This is a genomic window from Blautia massiliensis (ex Durand et al. 2017) (assembly GCF_051861785.1).
GTDB lineage: Bacteria > Bacillota > Clostridia > Lachnospirales > Lachnospiraceae > Blautia_A > Blautia_A luti_A.
Window position 1 is genome coordinate 1,079,599 of the sequence record NZ_CP146725.1, and the last position, 15,266, is coordinate 1,094,864.

Here is a 15,266-nt window from a genome sequence, read left to right on the forward strand (position 1 = left end):
TCGCTACCTCCGTCCATCGTTTGTTAATACTTTTGAAACTCCTTCTCCAAGAAGACTTAGTGAAGTGCCCATAACTGCCAGTGCCAAACCCGGAAATGCACAAATCCACCATGCATTTGTAATATACTGACGTCCTTCTGTGATAATTGCTCCCCATTCCGGAATCGGTGGTTGAACACCAAGTCCTAAAAAGCTCAATGAGGCTCCAACCAGCATACACAACATAATATCTGAAATTGCATACACAACTGCACTTCCAATTGTATTAGGTAAAATATGGCGAATCATGATACGTGCATCTGAATATCCAAGCACCTTGGCTGCATGTACATAATCCATGTTTTTTTCAGTCAGCACTTCACTTCTCACGAGTTTTGTATAGTCTCTCCAACCTACCAGCCAAACTGCAATATACAAGTTACTAATATTAGGACCAAGAATTGTTACAATAGCAATCACAAGAATCATAAAAGGAAAAGCTGTCATAATATCCTGAATACGCATTACAATAGCATCAAGAATTCCTCCATAATATCCGGCAAAAATACCAATCAGGCTACCTAAAACGAAAGGAACAATCATGGCTACAAACCCTATCATAAGATCCACCCGTGTACCATATACTACTCTTGCAAACAAATCGCGTCCATATCCGTCTGTCCCAAATACATGTTCCTCACAAGGTGCATGTAAAACATTTGTGAGATCCTGTGTATAAGGGTCAAATTTTGTAAACAACGATGGACAAATGGCCATTATCAATGCAATACCGAATAATGATATACCTATAATTATCCCCACATTTACTTTTTTACCATAATTTATTTTTTTCTTTAACATTTGTATACCTCCCTACTTCATACTAATTCTTGGATCAACGTACGAATAAGCAATATCCGTAAACAGAGTAATTACCAGAACAGCAAATGCATAAACCAGCACCGTTCCCTGCACCAGAATGTAATCTCTTCCGTTAATCGCATCCACTAGCATTTTTCCCAAACCAGGAAGAGCAAATACAGTTTCGATTACTACACTGCCTCCAAGAAGAGCCGTAACACGCATAGAGATAAGTGTCATTGTTGAAACCATAACATTTTTCATAACATATCTGTCACGGATTTTTCTCTGTGAAATACCTTTGGATCTTGCAAAATTCACATAATCTTTTGAAAGAAGTTTTTGCACCGCACTCTGTATGTTGCGACTCAGAAGGCCTACCGTTCCAATCGCTCCAGTAAATGCCGGAAGTAATATACTACGTACGTGCTCTGCCCAAGTATCTCCCCAGCCTCCTACAGGAACCCAGCCAAGTTTCAGTCCAAATAACATTAAAAGCAAAATACCAAACCAGAATTCTGGAAGTGATAACAGCACCAGTGCTACTGAAGAAATAGTATTACTCAATGCCTTATGTTGTGTTGTTCCAGCAATATATCCTAATGGTATTCCAATCAACATTGTAAACAGTGTACACATAATCGTATAAATAATTGTAACTGATGCTCTGTGCATAATTAATGTTATAACTGATTCTCGCAAACGAACAGACTGCCCAAAATCAAGATGTACCAGATTATTTATATAGATTAAATACTGTTTCCACATTGGCAAATCTAATCCCATTTTTATCTCCATAGCCCTTATCGCTTCCTCAGGAGCTTTTTCTCCTAATACTGTTATTGCAGGATTACCTGGTATTAGTCTGATGCCCCAGAAAATAATAACCGTGACAACAAAAAGTACAGGTATCATTTGAAAAATACGCATTATTATATACCTAAATTGTTTCAAATTTATTTCCCTCCTATGAATAAAGGGATTGCAATAAATCTGCAATCCCATAATATATTCTTGACATTTATACCAACTATTGATAATCAATCGTTAAATTATTCAGCTGATAATTTCCAAGAATTCCCTGTTCAAATCCAGAAACATTATCTCTCATTGCTACTGTTTCTGGAATTGTACACAATGGAACAATCAATGCTTCATCTGCCAATATTTCCTGAGCTTTATAATAATTTTGTTTTCTGTACTCATCATCATTTGTAGCTCCGGCTTCTTTTACCAATTTTTCAGCCTCTTCTTGCTCAGATCCATTCCATCCAAGATGCCAGCAGTCATAATTATCTTTTAAACAAAACATTTCCATGTTTTCTGATACATCCGTAATATCACTGGTAAAATAATTCAATAATACCTCAAAAGTAAGATTATTTCGTTCTTCACGTCGCGCTGCACTATCCATCTGGTCAATATTTAAAGTAACTCCAACCTTCTCCCACTGATCTTTCAAAATTGTTGCTTCCATGAGAGAACTTGCATCACCACTGGAAATAATCAAATTCAGTTCGAGGTCTGTCGCACCAGCCTCTTTCAGTAGTTCCTTTGCTTTTTCAGGATTATACTCATAGCTTGTTTGGTTTGGATTAAAATAAGCTGACGTAGGCCACACAATGGAAGGACAAATTGTTCCTATTCCGCCAAATACAGCTTTATTGATGTCCTCACGGTTTGTTGCATAATTCAATGCCTGGCGAATGCGTTTATCTTTCAGTTTATCATTAGTATAATTAAAAGAAACATATTCCACATGTGTTGTCGGATAATCTACTATTTTAATTTCTTTGGAATTTTCTGCACTCTCTCTCATCTGAGTAGATACACCTGTGATTACATCTACCTGTCCAGCCAGAAGTTGCATTAAGCGAGTATTGTCATCTGGAACTACAAGAAAATTCACTTCATCAGCCAGAGGATATCCAGACTCCCAGTAATTTGGGTTTTTCTTAAAGCACATCTTTTTTTCCGGCTCCCACGCTTCTAAGTAAAATGGACCTGTTCCAATTGGCTCTTTTGCCAGTGTATCTGAGTCTGTAGATGAATAGTACTCTTTGGGATATATTGCACACACAAAACTTGCAAGGCATGATAAAAGTGATCCCGAAGGATTGGTCAAAATAATGTCTATGGTATTGTCATCTACCACCTTTACTTCCTTTATACAGCTGATTAATGAACTCCATGCTCCATCACTCATAGATCTTTCGATACTATATTCACAATCTTCAGCTTTCAGTGGTGTACCATCACTGAATTTTACACCGTCTTTTAAATGAAATGTATAAGTCAGACCGTCTGGACTAATATCCCAGTCAGTTGCCAGACATGGCTCAATATTCTTACCATCAGTGGACGTCCGTACAAGGCCCTCAAATACCAGACCATCCATCCAAATATCAACGTTATCACCTGCGAAAATAGGATCCATTGTAACTGTATCACCACCACGGGCAATATTAATTACTGTCTCTGAATCATTACCTGGCTCATTCGATACATTTTTTGTCTGCTTGGAATCCTCTTGTTGTTTGGCAGAACTGTCTGACTGAGTACTTGCACATCCATACGTGGTTATTAACATTGCAACTGCCGTAAACAGAGCAATATTCTTTAATCCTTTGTTTCTCATTTTCAATTTTTTCCTCCACTTCTTTTTCATAATCACTCATGATTCCGAGATATTATTTTCCTTATCTTTTCTTAGCTTTTGTAAGTTTACATCTTACACTTTTTCTCAGCTATCTTTTTTCTGTAATTTTTCTGTTAACTATTTGTAAACATAAGAAATCAATATCCAAGTTTCTCGGAAAGCGTTCTTCTTCCTGATTTCTTTTTTTTACATTCTATGCTAATATCGATAATACTAAGCCCCTAAAAAACATAAACGGAATCGTTATAAAAAATCCAAAAAGAAAATAACTACTTATAATCACTACATAAATATCCATTTTGAGTAAAAAAGCTTCTTCCTAGAAATACCTTTTAACGTAAATAACTGAATCCCACTATTTTCACTATCCACATAATAAGAAAAAGTCACAAAAACCGGAATGAGAATTGGCAATACGACTGATACAAATATATCTAATCCTGTAATCCATATCGCTATAGATTGAATCCCAGGTTCTTTATACGGCAAATTATCTCATATGCAAAGGCACAAATAAATACAATGCAAATATCCATTCACATTCAGCAACAAAACTCTGTTCTTATCTTCTCTAATAGCTCAGACATAGGATAAAATTTCCCATGTCTGCTATAAATTCCTTCCCATTTCTTCGAATGTTTTTTCTTCATCACCCTTTTTTGCCTTCTTATCGTCCTTTATCCATAGATTTCTTTTTAACTGACCGTTTCGGGTGCTGTTTACCTTTCTGCTGATAGCGGTGCAGTTTTTCCAGTACGCTTGCTTTTTTCGGCTGTTCTAACGGATTTTCTTTCTTCTGCTCCGTCTGATTTTTCCATGCTCGCAGTTCTTCATTGTATTCCATAATTAGCGCTTCTGCCTTGTTATAAATTTCGCTCTTTGCCTTTAAATAGTCCTCGTAACTCTGACAGTTGCTTTTTCAAAGAAGAAATATCCTGCTGTGTGCGTTTTATCTCCCTTGACCGTCCCTGCAATTCATACATGATCTTCTGCATATCTTTCCACTCCTGCAAGTCAATCTTTGATACAGGTTTCGGCGGTAGTTTAAATTTGAAAATGACTTCCTGTAAAAGGTCTTTCGCACCTCGGATAATCTGACGGAACATATCCGGCAGCCAACCGTGTGTCCTAATAGATTGTAACGTTTTTTCTGTGATTTTTTCCTGTTTGATCTTCAAAATATCTTCTTCAGGAACGCCCTCGACTAATGCCACCTCAACTGTCCGATTCCATTCCTGCCTTGCCTCATTGTCTGCCTTTATCTCCTCTGCTTTCGGATTGTTCTTTCCGATTTTCTTGGTTGCCAGATATACGCCGCCCTGTTGGAATACGGATAGTTTTTCTGATTCCTCTTTTACATATCGGTTGATCGTATCGGTAAACAGTTCCTTGACTTCTTTGGTAAAGGCTTTGTTCTTAAACCATTCATCCTTTTTCGTGAAGACATGGCTTTCATAAATTTCGCCTTTGGGGATAATACTGCATCCCGCCCGAAGATTGCCCTGCTCGTCTAAAACCTCTTTCTTTGTGCGTCTATGCTTTCCCTGCTCATCATAAAACATATTTCGGGTAGCAATCTTTACTTCAGTCTGTTCCAACATTTTCCGTTCGCTGAATACCAGATGGATATGATAATTTGTCTTTGTCTTGTTATGATGAAGGGCTGCGCTGCACTCCACACCATATTTTCTATGAAAAGTTTCCGTAAAAAGCCTTACCACATCTTCAGCTCTGTACTGAACAAAACTTTCTGGAAGTGCTATGATAAACTCACGCCCTTCAATAATTTCCCTGCAAAACCACTCGCCTTAAAGTCCAACTGATGCTTTCTCTGGTGACATTACCCTACTTGTTGTAAATGCACGCCATATGAAAAATGTTCCTGGCAAAAAGACCGATATGCGGGATTCCGAATGGATTTCCACCTTGCTTCGCGCCGGACTTTTGAACAGAAGTTTTATTCCCGAAAAAAGAATTCGGGAATTCCGCGATCTAAATCGTTACCGTAAGAGTGTCATCCGCGATATTACATCACAGAAGAACAGGATTGAGAAATTTTTACAAAGTTCCGGCTTCCGTCTATCATCCTTTATTTCTGATATTTTTGGCGCTTCGGGTAGAAACATCATTCTGCATTTAATTGAACATGGGCAGATTGATAAAACTGCTTTAGATTCTTGTCTCAAAACCAAGACCAGAAACCGTATTGATGAAATTCTCATGTCCGTGAACGGAACACTGTCAGAACACCAAAAGGCATTTTTAAGGATTCTCATGACTCATTACGATTCTTTAAAGAAACATCTTGCTGAAATTGAAACGAGTCTCGAGGAAGATATGGCTCCATTTGCCCTGCAGATTGAGCAGTTGAATAGCATCTATGGAATAAGCACAACTGCTTCCTGTGCAATTATTGCTGAAATCGGTATTGATATGAAGCCGTTTAAAACTGCGGAACACATCTGCTCATGGGCCGGTCTGTGCCCAGGTAATAACGAAAGTGCTGGAAAACGAAAAAGCACCTCTGTCACAAAAGGCAATCCTTACATAAAAAGTATGCTCTGCGAAATTGCCTGGGTGATTGCAGGAAAACGCAACACTTATCTTTCGGCATGGTACTGGAGAATCAAACAGAAAAAAGGAGCAAAAAAAGCGATTGTCGCACTTGCCCGAAAACTTCTTGTCATCATCTACACAATGTTAAAACAAGGAACTCTATTTGACGAATCCTGTTTTGAAACAAGACGTAAGCACTGTGAACAAAAACAGCTTTCTCGTTATATACGGGAATTGGAAAAGCATGGTTATCATGTGGAAGCTCAAAGCTAGCCTTTCTTAAATACGATCAATATCTCACTACAGGCAGCCAATACTGTGACTGCTTTATAGTGATGCTTTCATAATTGTTGAAAACATTTGTTGTCAAGGTTCAGTTTTTTGCTACGAGTTTTATTTTCGTAGCAATGTACTGATGAAGGAGGAAAACTTGTCCTTCTTATTAACACTGACAAAAAAGGCAACAAACAGGCGCATCAAATGAAATTTTATCGAAAATATTTTACAAGCTGCTTTAATCCGCGGCGGATACTGTCTCGGACACGGCTTGGGTCTACACCTTCTACTTCGGCAATTTCATTTACCGTCATTCCCAAATAGTATCGGGCATAAATTCGCTTTGCCTGTTTCTCCGGCAGCTTCATCACAGCGGCATAGACCTGCTCCTGAAACTGTTTTTCCTCCAGAACTATCTCCGGTGTTTGCGGCTTCAACAACACTGCATTTTCAATGCCATTCTCGCAATCCAGAGAATACTGGGCCTTGTAGCGATACATCTTTCGCTCATACGCAGCCTCCGCACGTTCAGCTGCTCGAATAGTCTCCATTACTTCCTCTGTCACATCTATAAAAAAGTCTGTTGTATAAACATCAGGATAAAGTTCCCGAAGGTTAATTTTCTTCATTAATGTACCTCCATTTCGATTCACGGGTGATTGACGGGTGAATCGAATGGAGGCGGGGACCGACACCGGCAGACAATCGGATCATCTCCGAAAAAAAGGCAACAAAAAACGCCAGATTTCCGTGAGGGAAAACTGGCGCGCCAAGAACAGCCATTATTATACTGAATTACATGGAACGATAATGCCGATGCAATGTTATACTTGCCCGGAGGAGGAGCAATGCTTTTTTTAACTGATGTAGATCATGGGAGCTTTGAAAAAGCAAAAGAGACACGGCAAAATAACCTCCAATCGGCTACCGTGTCCCTGCAAGTCGTCATAGGATTGTGTAAACGCAAAGAAACGGCGGCTCTGATTTCTCAAAACCGCCGCCAAAGTAAGTAGAGTAAGCGCACAAAATCAACCTGCCCAGCTACGGTTTTTTTCTTTCCCCATTGGGCGGGGCAGGCTCTCGTCGTATATTGAAATAAAAAAGGACCGATAACCACAAGTGAATTTACCTTGTGTATTATCGGCTCTGCGTCTGTGCGTCTGGCTCTTGAACGATGAATAAATTTAGTTTTCTTACCGTAATCAGGGTTTCATGTTTGCATTTAGGACAATATAACGGAAAGTTTTCCAGTACTGTATCACCGCGGATTTTCAATCGCGTTTTGCTGCCGCAAAAGGGGCATAAAATCCATTCTATCTTCATGTTATCTTCCTCTGTGCTTGGCTTTCTTCTTTTCCTGCCGTATGGCAAACTGACGGTCTTTCTCAGCCTCTTTCTGCTCACGGCTCTTGGTTTTCCGTTCCAGCTTACATTGCTCATGCTGGAGTTTCAACGCCTGCTGTGCCTTTGTGCCAATGCCTTTATCTTGCAGTTGACTTTGAATTTCGCGCTGCATTTTTTTGGGATTGATTTTTCGCTCTATGGCTACTTCGGTCTGGATCGGGGGACTGAATTTCAATTTATGCCAATTCTTCAGCAGAAAATCATAGACCTCATAGTCTTTGGGCTCTGAACCAAAAGTGATTTTACATACCTCGTACTTACCGCTATCATTTCTTTCATATAGGCCGATCCAAAATGGAGCTTCAAACAGGATGGTCAAAGTGCTTTGGAGGACTGTGCTCATTCTTTTAAGAACTGCCCTTCAAAGTGATCCAGCCATTCCAAAAGGGCGCGATAGAGAAGCTGCTGCTGCTCAAAAATCGTTCTCCCAACCAAAGGAATGTCTGTAAATTCCCGCGCATAGCCCTCGTTGGATTCAGCCGAGGACTGTATGCTCTGGCGCAAAGCCGAAACCAGCTCCAACGCTTCGACCTTGTCCATCTTGTTCAAATTGGTAATGACCACATTGAAATCGAATAGCAAGGGTACTGGGCCAGCGACATAAGAGGCCATCAGCTCCTTGAAATACGCTCTGCCCTGATCGGTAATAGAATAAATGGCTTTATCCGCAAACTTATCGCCCTTGACAATATCGCTTTGCAGATAACCCTTTTCGCTCAACTGGAGAACCTTGCGATAAATAGAAGGTACGCTTATTTTTGTCCAGCGGGAAAAATGGTGGTACTCCACATCCTTTTGAATGTCATAGGCGCTTTGCGGTTTTTCCAATACAATACCAAGTATGACTAAATCGATTGACGACATAACTACACCTCCAACTTTTACTATTATCAATAGTACTATTGTTGATAGTAAAAGTCAAGGAGAAGTATCTTATATTTCCGAATTGGACATAGCCTGTTTTTCAGCCATAGACAATTCCCGATGAAGGTGTAACGCCATAAATACAGTGATTACTACGGAAATTACATCTGCGATGGGTTGGGCATATAGGATTCCGTTCATTCCCCATACCATAGGCAGCAGCAAAATGACAGGAACAAAGCAGACACCTTGTCTACATGCTCCCAAAAAGAAACCTGCCGCACCTTTACCCAAGGCAAGAAACAAAGAGGAGTAAACCGTGTAGAAACCAAAAAGAATGAATGTGATCCCATTTGCAAACAGTGATTTTTGACCCACTAAAATCATTTGATTATCTCCCTCAGTAAATTGAGAGATAATCTGCGTAGAAAAAACGGCCATCACCAAGCCTACGACTAAGCAGAAACTTGTAGACCAAATGATTGAGGTTTTGATTGCTTCGCGCAGGCGATCAAACTTCTTTGCCCCATAGCTGAATCCAGCAATAGGCTGGAACCCTTTCAGAAATCCAAAGACAACAAGAGTTCCCATAGAAGTAACTCGCGTAACCGCCCCCATGCCTGCAATGACCGAATCGCCATAATTGCTGGATGCGCGGTTAATTAGCGCAATCGAAAGACTTGTTAGCAGTTGGAACACCAAAGTGGGAACTCCAATTTTCAAAATTTCCGTTATCATTTGCCTCGTAGGAGAAAACTCTTTTATGCTGAACGAAAATACGCTTTTTTTGCGCAAAACATAGGTAAGATAAACAAGCGTGGATACCATTTGCGAAATTGCTGTGGCGATTGCTGCACCTTCTACTCCCATGTCCAAAGTATAAATGAAAAGAGGGTCTAATCCGATGTTCAATACGGCTCCCAATAGCAAGGCACACATGGTCGTTTTTGCTGCACCCTCGCTACTTACAATATTGTTCATTGTTACATTAAATACATTGAAAACACAGGACAGCACATAAATTCTTGCGTATGTCAAGGCATACGGCATAATTGTTTCCGTCGCGCCCAACATCACCAAAATTGGTTTAAGGAAAATCGCAGAAAGTAGGATGATAATAGCACCAATCAGAATACTGCTATACAATGCGGTGCTTGCCACTTTATCGGCGGTATCTTTATCTCCGCGTCCCAATAGTCTTGACAGATAAGATGCGGCTCCGTTACCGAACATAAGACCTAAACCAACCACGACTTGTCCCAACGGAAATACGACAGAAATAGCACCCATTTGACTTTTGCCCAAGCCACTCACAAAATAGGCATCCACCAGATTATAGAGTGCATTGATCAACATCCCAATCATAATCGGTATGCCGAGAGCCATCAGCGCTTTTGGGATAGGCGCACTACCCAAAAGCTCAAGTTTGTTGTTGCGTTCATTCATTGTTAATACTCCTTTCGCTTCTTTAAGTATAATTTATAGTAGTATAGATTATAGTATACTACCGTATAAAACATAGTACTATAATTTATAGTATATGTCAAGAGAAGTCAGGCGTTTTATCTTGACAAAGAGTATAAAATCTAATACTATAATTTATAGTAAATTTGACAGTATTCTTTCATGCAGAAAGCATAGTGAAAGGGTGTGATTCCACATGGCAACCATAGATTTAATCGTGTTGGGAATATTGAAAAAGGAGCCAATGAGCGCCTACGATATTCAAAAGTTAGTAGAATATAGAAACATATCCAAATGGGTAAAAATCAGCACTCCATCCATTTATAAAAAAGCCATTCAGTTAGAAGAAAAGGGGCTAATCCGAGGCGAAATCGTAAAGGAAGGGAAGATGCCAGAAAAAGCGATTTATTCCCTGACGGAAGCCGGAGAAGCAGAATTTGAACGGCTCATGTTTGAGATTTCTGGAAAACCTATTAACATTTTTCTGGACTTCAACGCTGTTATTGTGAATTTGGATTCCTTGCCACCTGAAAAACAAAAATCGTGCATAGCAGAAATTGAGGAAAATATTAGTACTTTAAAATCCTATCTGGAACATAATATACAGAAAAAAGAAAATGAACCCAGTATTCCCGCAACAGGTATGGCTGTTTTGCGTCAGCAGTATGTACTGGTGGAAGCAATCCAAGCATGGATTGCTTCATTAAAAAAGAATATTGGATAAACAGGCAAGTACAAATCTATAAGAAAACGCCAGATGCAGAGGTGATACGCCCCTGGATCTGGCGTTTTCTTAATAAGCGCACTTCAAATCGGTATAACCTTCTTATTAACACTGACAAAAAACAGGCGAATCAAATGAATTTTTATCAAAAATATTTTACAAGTTGCTTTAATCCACGGCGGATACTATCTCGGACACGGCTTTGGTCTACACCCTCTACTCCGGCAATTTCATTTACCGTCATTCCCAAATAGTATCGGGCATAAATCCGCTTTGCCTGTTTCTCCGGCAGCTTCATCACAGCGGCATAGACCTGCTCCTGAAACTGTTTTTCCTCCAGAAGCATCTCCGGTGTTTGCGGCTTCAATAGCACCGCATTTTCAATGCCATTCTCGCAATCCAGAGAATACTGTGCTTTATAACGATACATTTTTCGCTCATACGCAGCCTCCGCACGTTCAGCTGCTCGAATAGTCTCCATTACTTCCTCTGTCACATCTACAAAAAAGTCTGTTGTATAAATATCAGGATAAAGTTCCCGAAGGTTAATTTTCTTCATTATGTACCTCCATTTCGATTCACGGGTGATTGACGGGTGAATCGAATGGAGGCGGGGACCGACACCGGCAGACAATCGGATCATCTCCGAAAAAATGGCAACAAAAAACGCCAGGTTTCCGTGATGGAAAACTGACGCGCCAAGAGCAGCCACGATTGTACTTAATTACATGGAACGATAATGCCGATGCAATGTTATACTTGCCCGGAGGAGGAGAAATGCTTTTTTTAACTGATGTAGATCATGTGAGCTTTGAAAAAGCAAACGAGACACGGCAAAATAACCTCCAATCGGCTGCCGTGTCCCTGCAAGTCGTTATAGGTTTGTGTAAACGCAAAGAAACGGCGGCTCTGATTTCTCAAAACCGCCGCCAAAGTAAGTAGAGTAAGCGCACAAAATCAACCTGCCCAGCTACGGTTTTTTTCTTTCCCCATTGGGCGGGGCAGGCTCTCGTCGTATATTGAAATAAAAAAGGACCGATAACCACAAGTGAATTTACCTTGTGTATTATCGGCTCTGCGTCTGTGCGTCTGGCTCTGTGATAACTAACACTTTGAATTGTTTTACACGAATTAAAGTTTCTATTTTGCACTTTGGACAATACAAGGGAAAATTGTTAAGCACTGTATCATATCGTAACTTTATTCGCGTTTTATTCTTACATATAGGGCATAGAAGCCACTCAGCGTTGAGCAAATCTTTATCTCCTTATTTGTGCGATTTCTAAAATAAAATCGTTGTGTAAAACTACATACATCATAGAACAAATTTATCTTGCCTGTACTTGATGCCTTTGATAGATAACCATTCCGATAATGACTAGCAGAATCGCAAACACCACATACAGGAATGGCGCAATTTGAAAGTTTGTAAAATATTTTCCCCAAATGCAAATCAGTCTATCGTCCCACAGTTCAGTCTTGTTGAGTATGTTTGTTGGTAATAAGTCATACACTTGTGAAGCCAATCTAAACTGGTACGGTATATCGACCATCATAGTCAAAATCATAATCCCTACCGGAATTGCCATAACAGCAACATTGCTTTTCAATATCGCCGATAAAAGCATAATCAAACTGCCGTATACCATTGATATTACTATTAGATTAACGAGCAAGACTAAAACAGAACCGCCGACGCTTATATTCAATGATGATAATGGAAAGGCAAGTTGTAGTGCTGCATGAAATCCGTCTGTACCATACACTAAGAGGCTGGAAAAAAGCGTAGCGGCAAATAATATGATTGCCGAAGCTATGCTGAATGTCATTCCAGCTAAAATTTTTGAAATAAATAGTTGCTTTTTCCCATACTGGCTGCACAAAATGATTGCGTCTGTTTTTCTATAATACTCGATTGAGAACACATTAGAAAGACTGATTGTGATCAACAAAAGCAGCATATAGTTTATTGTATAAGCATACTCCCATACATTACTCCAACCATCTGTATACTCATAAATAAACGGCTCACTAATTTGAATTTCCTTGCTATTCCAATCATTGTATTCATCTTCGTTTAACATCTGATCTGCACGGTTATCAGAAATTAGTTTCTTTCGCATAGCATACAATTCGTTTGAATTTATGCTTAATGTCAAACTATCATCGTCTGTTATTTGTTGCACATACGAATAAATAGGAAAATATTTCTTCAAAACGCTACTTTCAGTATCGTCAGAACCGACTCCGATATCAATAGCAATTTGGTTGTTAGATGTAACTGCTTGACTTTTTGTGTGATCTTTGCTCTCGTTTGCACAATCTTCCTGCATTTCCCGCAGAAGCGTATCATCGATAGCCATTCCAGAAAGTTTCTCAGCGTTATCTTTGTTGAATTTCATAGCTTGATATGCACTGACAGATGTTTCTCCGTAATAAGACGATGATGTTACTAAGTCACTTACACTTAAAAACATAGACAGAGCAATCATAATCATGCCAACAATCCATACAAGTTTTCTGTTTGCAATCTTTTTTAATTCATAAGTATATAAAGTGCCGATATTATTCATCATTCTATCTCCTCAAATTGTTTCAGATAAAATTCTTCAAGATTTCCTGATTTATCTGTCCATTTTCCCTGGTAAATGAGTTGGCCTGATTTCATCATCAGAATATCATCCGCAATATGCTCAATATCAGATACAATATGCGTGGACAGCAATACAATGCTATCTTTACCCAAGTCTTTAATCAAGTCACGGAAGCGGACTCTTTCTTTCGGATCAAGACCCGCTGTTGGTTCATCTAAAACAAGTATTTTAGGCTGGTTAAGTAATGCCTGGGCAATCCCAAGTCTTTGTTTCATACCACCAGAATAAGTCTTAATTTTTTTCTTTGCGACATCGTGCAGAGAAACGAGTTTCAGAAGCTCAACTGTCTTTCGTCGCGCTTGTGGTTTTCTCATCCCTTTCAGTGCAGCCATATACAAAAGAAAGTCCTCCCCGGTGAACTCTGGATAATATCCAAAATCCTGGGGCAGATAACCGAGCATAGAGCGATACCTTTCCTCGCTTACATCAATACCATCAAAAGTAATCGTTCCGCTTGTAGGTTTCAAAATACCACAAACCATTCTCATAAGAGTTGTTTTTCCCGCACCATTCGCACCCAGTAATCCATAAATCCCAGTATTCAACCGCAAACTGATACGATCCACAGCAATTTTGTTTTGATATTGCTTTGTTAATCTGTCAATAGACAATTCCATGAGTATTCCTCCATTTGTTTTATCGTGTAATATATTTCGTGTGCCATTATCCCAATCAAGGAAAAAGCAAAGGCAAGCCACCAGCCAAAATAAGAAAGGGTATATATCACGCTTACCATATAGTGAAGCCCTACATTTATCCCGCACACTAATACAGCAACAGTCATACAGCCATAAATAGCTTCTCGACTATGGATATGTCGCGTTACCCACAGACTTAGATTTACAGTTAGTAAATACGGCACAACAATGTATGTTCCAGTTTGTATAAAAGAAAAGTTATTGCCAATCCAGCATAGCGGCACAAGGCAAGCAAGAATAATAAAATCAAGCACCCCCAAAATACTCATTCTTGCAAGCACCACACTTTTCAAGGAAAAGCGTGTGGACAATTCAAATTCACTCATTCCATAAGTTATGGAACGGTTATTCTCGGCAACGGCCAGCAATCCAAGAAATGGCACAATAGCAGATGTAATCCACAAAGTTTCATAGCCGATATGACAAGCACCTATTACCGAAGGGAACAAAAGTAGCAAGGAGGAAACACATGTTCTTTTTCTAAGATAGGCTGCTTGTATCAATATAAATTGCCACATACTAATTGGGGGTTGAGGAACTTTTTTTAGAAACTCAGCTTTTTTTTGTTCATCTAGTTCGGGGGTCTTAAATGCTTTTTGAATATTTCGTTTTAACTGACCATTCATCTATTAAACCCCTCCTTTCTTAGTTCTTGTTTTAACCATTTTAAAGATTTTGATAGCTTACGATAAATAGCAAATCGTGAGATACCCATAATAGAACAAATTGATGTAATAGACATTTCATTTACATAGCGCAAAAAAATTAGCTCCTGTTCTTCAAGTGGCATTTTTTGAATAATGGTTCGCAAAGTCAAATTATCTACCCATTCTTCGTAAGGATCATAAATGGCTTCATCTTGAAAATTTTCTAAGCTTTCAATGGCTTTTTTTCGAAATTCATCAATGCACAGATTTCTTGCAATCGTATATAAATAAGGTAAGTGTTTACTACTATCAAAATTTAATTCTTGTTTATAGAACCGAAGAAAAGTTTCTTGAGTAATGTCTTGTGCCAGTTGCTTATCATATATTTTGAAATAGCAATAGTGGTATATTTTATCGTATTGTTCTTCGATGTCCATGTATCACAAAACCTCCTTTCATAATGTTTAACGGATAAGTACC

At 39.1% G+C, this 15,266-nt stretch carries 19 protein-coding genes and 1 pseudogene; 4 read left to right on the top strand and 16 right to left on the bottom strand.

Annotated features, from left to right (window positions below; genetic code table 11):
• Positions 1-3: 3 nt before the first annotated feature.
• From V9W66_RS05200 to V9W66_RS05220, 5 genes are all read right to left on the bottom strand, one after another.
• Positions 4-840 carry an ABC transporter permease gene (locus V9W66_RS05200; protein WP_144093772.1) on the bottom strand — a complete coding sequence of 279 codons (837 nt, stop codon included), beginning with the start codon at positions 838-840 and terminating at the stop codon, positions 4-6.
• Between the two features lie 12 nt (positions 841-852).
• Positions 853-1,794, bottom strand: a complete 942-nt coding sequence (locus V9W66_RS05205) for an ABC transporter permease (RefSeq protein ID WP_186290037.1) — start codon at positions 1,792-1,794, stop codon at positions 853-855.
• Between the two features lie 76 nt (positions 1,795-1,870).
• Entirely contained in the window at positions 1,871-3,478 is a 1,608-nt protein-coding gene (locus V9W66_RS05210; RefSeq protein ID WP_186290038.1) for an ABC transporter substrate-binding protein, read from the bottom strand.
• A gap of 688 nt (positions 3,479-4,166) precedes the next feature.
• Complete coding sequence (locus tag V9W66_RS05215; RefSeq protein ID WP_243121654.1) at positions 4,167-4,343, bottom strand: hypothetical protein; 177 nt, start codon at positions 4,341-4,343, stop codon at positions 4,167-4,169.
• 19 nt (positions 4,344-4,362) lie between these two features.
• Positions 4,363-5,220 carry a MobA/MobL family protein gene (locus V9W66_RS05220; RefSeq protein WP_243121655.1) on the bottom strand — a complete coding sequence of 286 codons (858 nt, stop codon included), beginning with the start codon at positions 5,218-5,220 and terminating at the stop codon, positions 4,363-4,365.
• Positions 5,221-5,323: 103 nt separating this feature from the next.
• Between V9W66_RS05220 and V9W66_RS05225 the strand changes: the two are divergent.
• Positions 5,324-6,328, top strand: a pseudogene (locus V9W66_RS05225) (IS110 family transposase); the annotation flags it as partial.
• A gap of 215 nt (positions 6,329-6,543) precedes the next feature.
• Here the strand turns inward: V9W66_RS05225 and V9W66_RS05230 are convergent.
• Positions 6,544-6,960 carry a sigma-70 family RNA polymerase sigma factor gene (locus tag V9W66_RS05230; RefSeq protein WP_144096331.1) on the bottom strand — a complete coding sequence of 139 codons (417 nt, stop codon included), beginning with the start codon at positions 6,958-6,960 and terminating at the stop codon, positions 6,544-6,546.
• A 219-nt stretch (positions 6,961-7,179) separates the two neighbouring features.
• Between V9W66_RS05230 and V9W66_RS05235 the strand changes: the two genes are divergently transcribed.
• Complete coding sequence (locus V9W66_RS05235; RefSeq protein WP_186290134.1) at positions 7,180-7,344, top strand: hypothetical protein; 165 nt, start codon at positions 7,180-7,182, stop codon at positions 7,342-7,344.
• A gap of 124 nt (positions 7,345-7,468) precedes the next feature.
• Here V9W66_RS05235 and V9W66_RS05240 read toward each other — a convergent pair whose 3' ends face one another.
• The 4 genes from V9W66_RS05240 to V9W66_RS05255 all read right to left on the bottom strand — a co-directional run bounded on the left by V9W66_RS05240 (position 7,469) and on the right by V9W66_RS05255 (position 10,045).
• Positions 7,469-7,654 (bottom strand): cysteine-rich KTR domain-containing protein, encoded by a 186-nt coding sequence (locus tag V9W66_RS05240; RefSeq protein WP_144096329.1) that lies wholly within the window; start codon positions 7,652-7,654, stop codon positions 7,469-7,471.
• A 1-nt stretch (position 7,655) separates the two neighbouring features.
• The gene (locus V9W66_RS05245) at positions 7,656-8,078 is read right to left on the bottom strand and encodes a YjdF family protein (RefSeq protein WP_144096328.1); all 423 of its coding nucleotides are present in this window, start codon (positions 8,076-8,078) and stop codon (positions 7,656-7,658) included.
• Positions 8,075-8,599 (bottom strand): PadR family transcriptional regulator, encoded by a 525-nt coding sequence (locus V9W66_RS05250; RefSeq protein WP_117441392.1) that lies wholly within the window; start codon positions 8,597-8,599, stop codon positions 8,075-8,077. Before V9W66_RS05250 ends, V9W66_RS05245 begins: the two co-directional genes overlap by 4 nt.
• Before the next feature lie 69 nt (positions 8,600-8,668).
• A complete protein-coding gene (locus V9W66_RS05255) occupies positions 8,669-10,045 on the bottom strand; it encodes an MATE family efflux transporter (protein WP_117529597.1) in 1,377 nt (458 codons plus the stop codon).
• A 214-nt stretch (positions 10,046-10,259) separates the two neighbouring features.
• Between V9W66_RS05255 and V9W66_RS05260 the strand changes: the two genes are divergently transcribed.
• Entirely contained in the window at positions 10,260-10,787 is a 528-nt protein-coding gene (locus tag V9W66_RS05260) for a PadR family transcriptional regulator (protein WP_055056202.1), read from the top strand.
• Between the two features lie 145 nt (positions 10,788-10,932).
• On the opposite strand, the gene V9W66_RS05265 is transcribed toward V9W66_RS05260, so the two are convergent.
• Positions 10,933-11,346, bottom strand: a complete 414-nt coding sequence (locus V9W66_RS05265) for a sigma-70 family RNA polymerase sigma factor (RefSeq protein ID WP_144096326.1) — start codon at positions 11,344-11,346, stop codon at positions 10,933-10,935.
• A gap of 155 nt (positions 11,347-11,501) precedes the next feature.
• Here V9W66_RS05265 and V9W66_RS05270 point away from each other — a divergent pair, with 155 nt between their 5' ends.
• Positions 11,502-11,729 carry a hypothetical protein gene (locus tag V9W66_RS05270; RefSeq protein WP_186290135.1) on the top strand — a complete coding sequence of 76 codons (228 nt, stop codon included), beginning with the start codon at positions 11,502-11,504 and terminating at the stop codon, positions 11,727-11,729.
• A 124-nt stretch (positions 11,730-11,853) separates the two neighbouring features.
• On the opposite strand, the gene V9W66_RS05275 is transcribed toward V9W66_RS05270, so the two are convergent.
• The 5 genes from V9W66_RS05275 to V9W66_RS05295 form a co-directional block, all read right to left on the bottom strand.
• On the bottom strand, positions 11,854-12,042 hold the full coding sequence (locus V9W66_RS05275; RefSeq protein ID WP_144096323.1) for a cysteine-rich KTR domain-containing protein: 189 nt from the start codon (positions 12,040-12,042) through the stop codon (positions 11,854-11,856).
• 73 nt (positions 12,043-12,115) lie between these two features.
• On the bottom strand, positions 12,116-13,363 hold the full coding sequence (locus V9W66_RS05280) for an ABC transporter permease subunit (protein WP_144096321.1): 1,248 nt from the start codon (positions 13,361-13,363) through the stop codon (positions 12,116-12,118).
• The gene (locus V9W66_RS05285; protein WP_144096319.1) at positions 13,360-14,058 is read right to left on the bottom strand and encodes an ABC transporter ATP-binding protein; all 699 of its coding nucleotides are present in this window, start codon (positions 14,056-14,058) and stop codon (positions 13,360-13,362) included. The genes V9W66_RS05280 and V9W66_RS05285 overlap by 4 nt, the downstream gene beginning before the upstream one ends.
• Positions 14,034-14,765, bottom strand: coding sequence for a hypothetical protein (locus V9W66_RS05290; RefSeq protein WP_144096317.1), 732 nt, complete (start codon positions 14,763-14,765; stop codon positions 14,034-14,036). Before V9W66_RS05290 ends, V9W66_RS05285 begins: the two co-directional genes overlap by 25 nt.
• Entirely contained in the window at positions 14,762-15,223 is a 462-nt protein-coding gene (locus V9W66_RS05295; RefSeq protein ID WP_144096315.1) for an RNA polymerase sigma factor, read from the bottom strand. Before V9W66_RS05295 ends, V9W66_RS05290 begins: the two co-directional genes overlap by 4 nt.
• Positions 15,224-15,266: the final 43 nt, after the last annotated feature.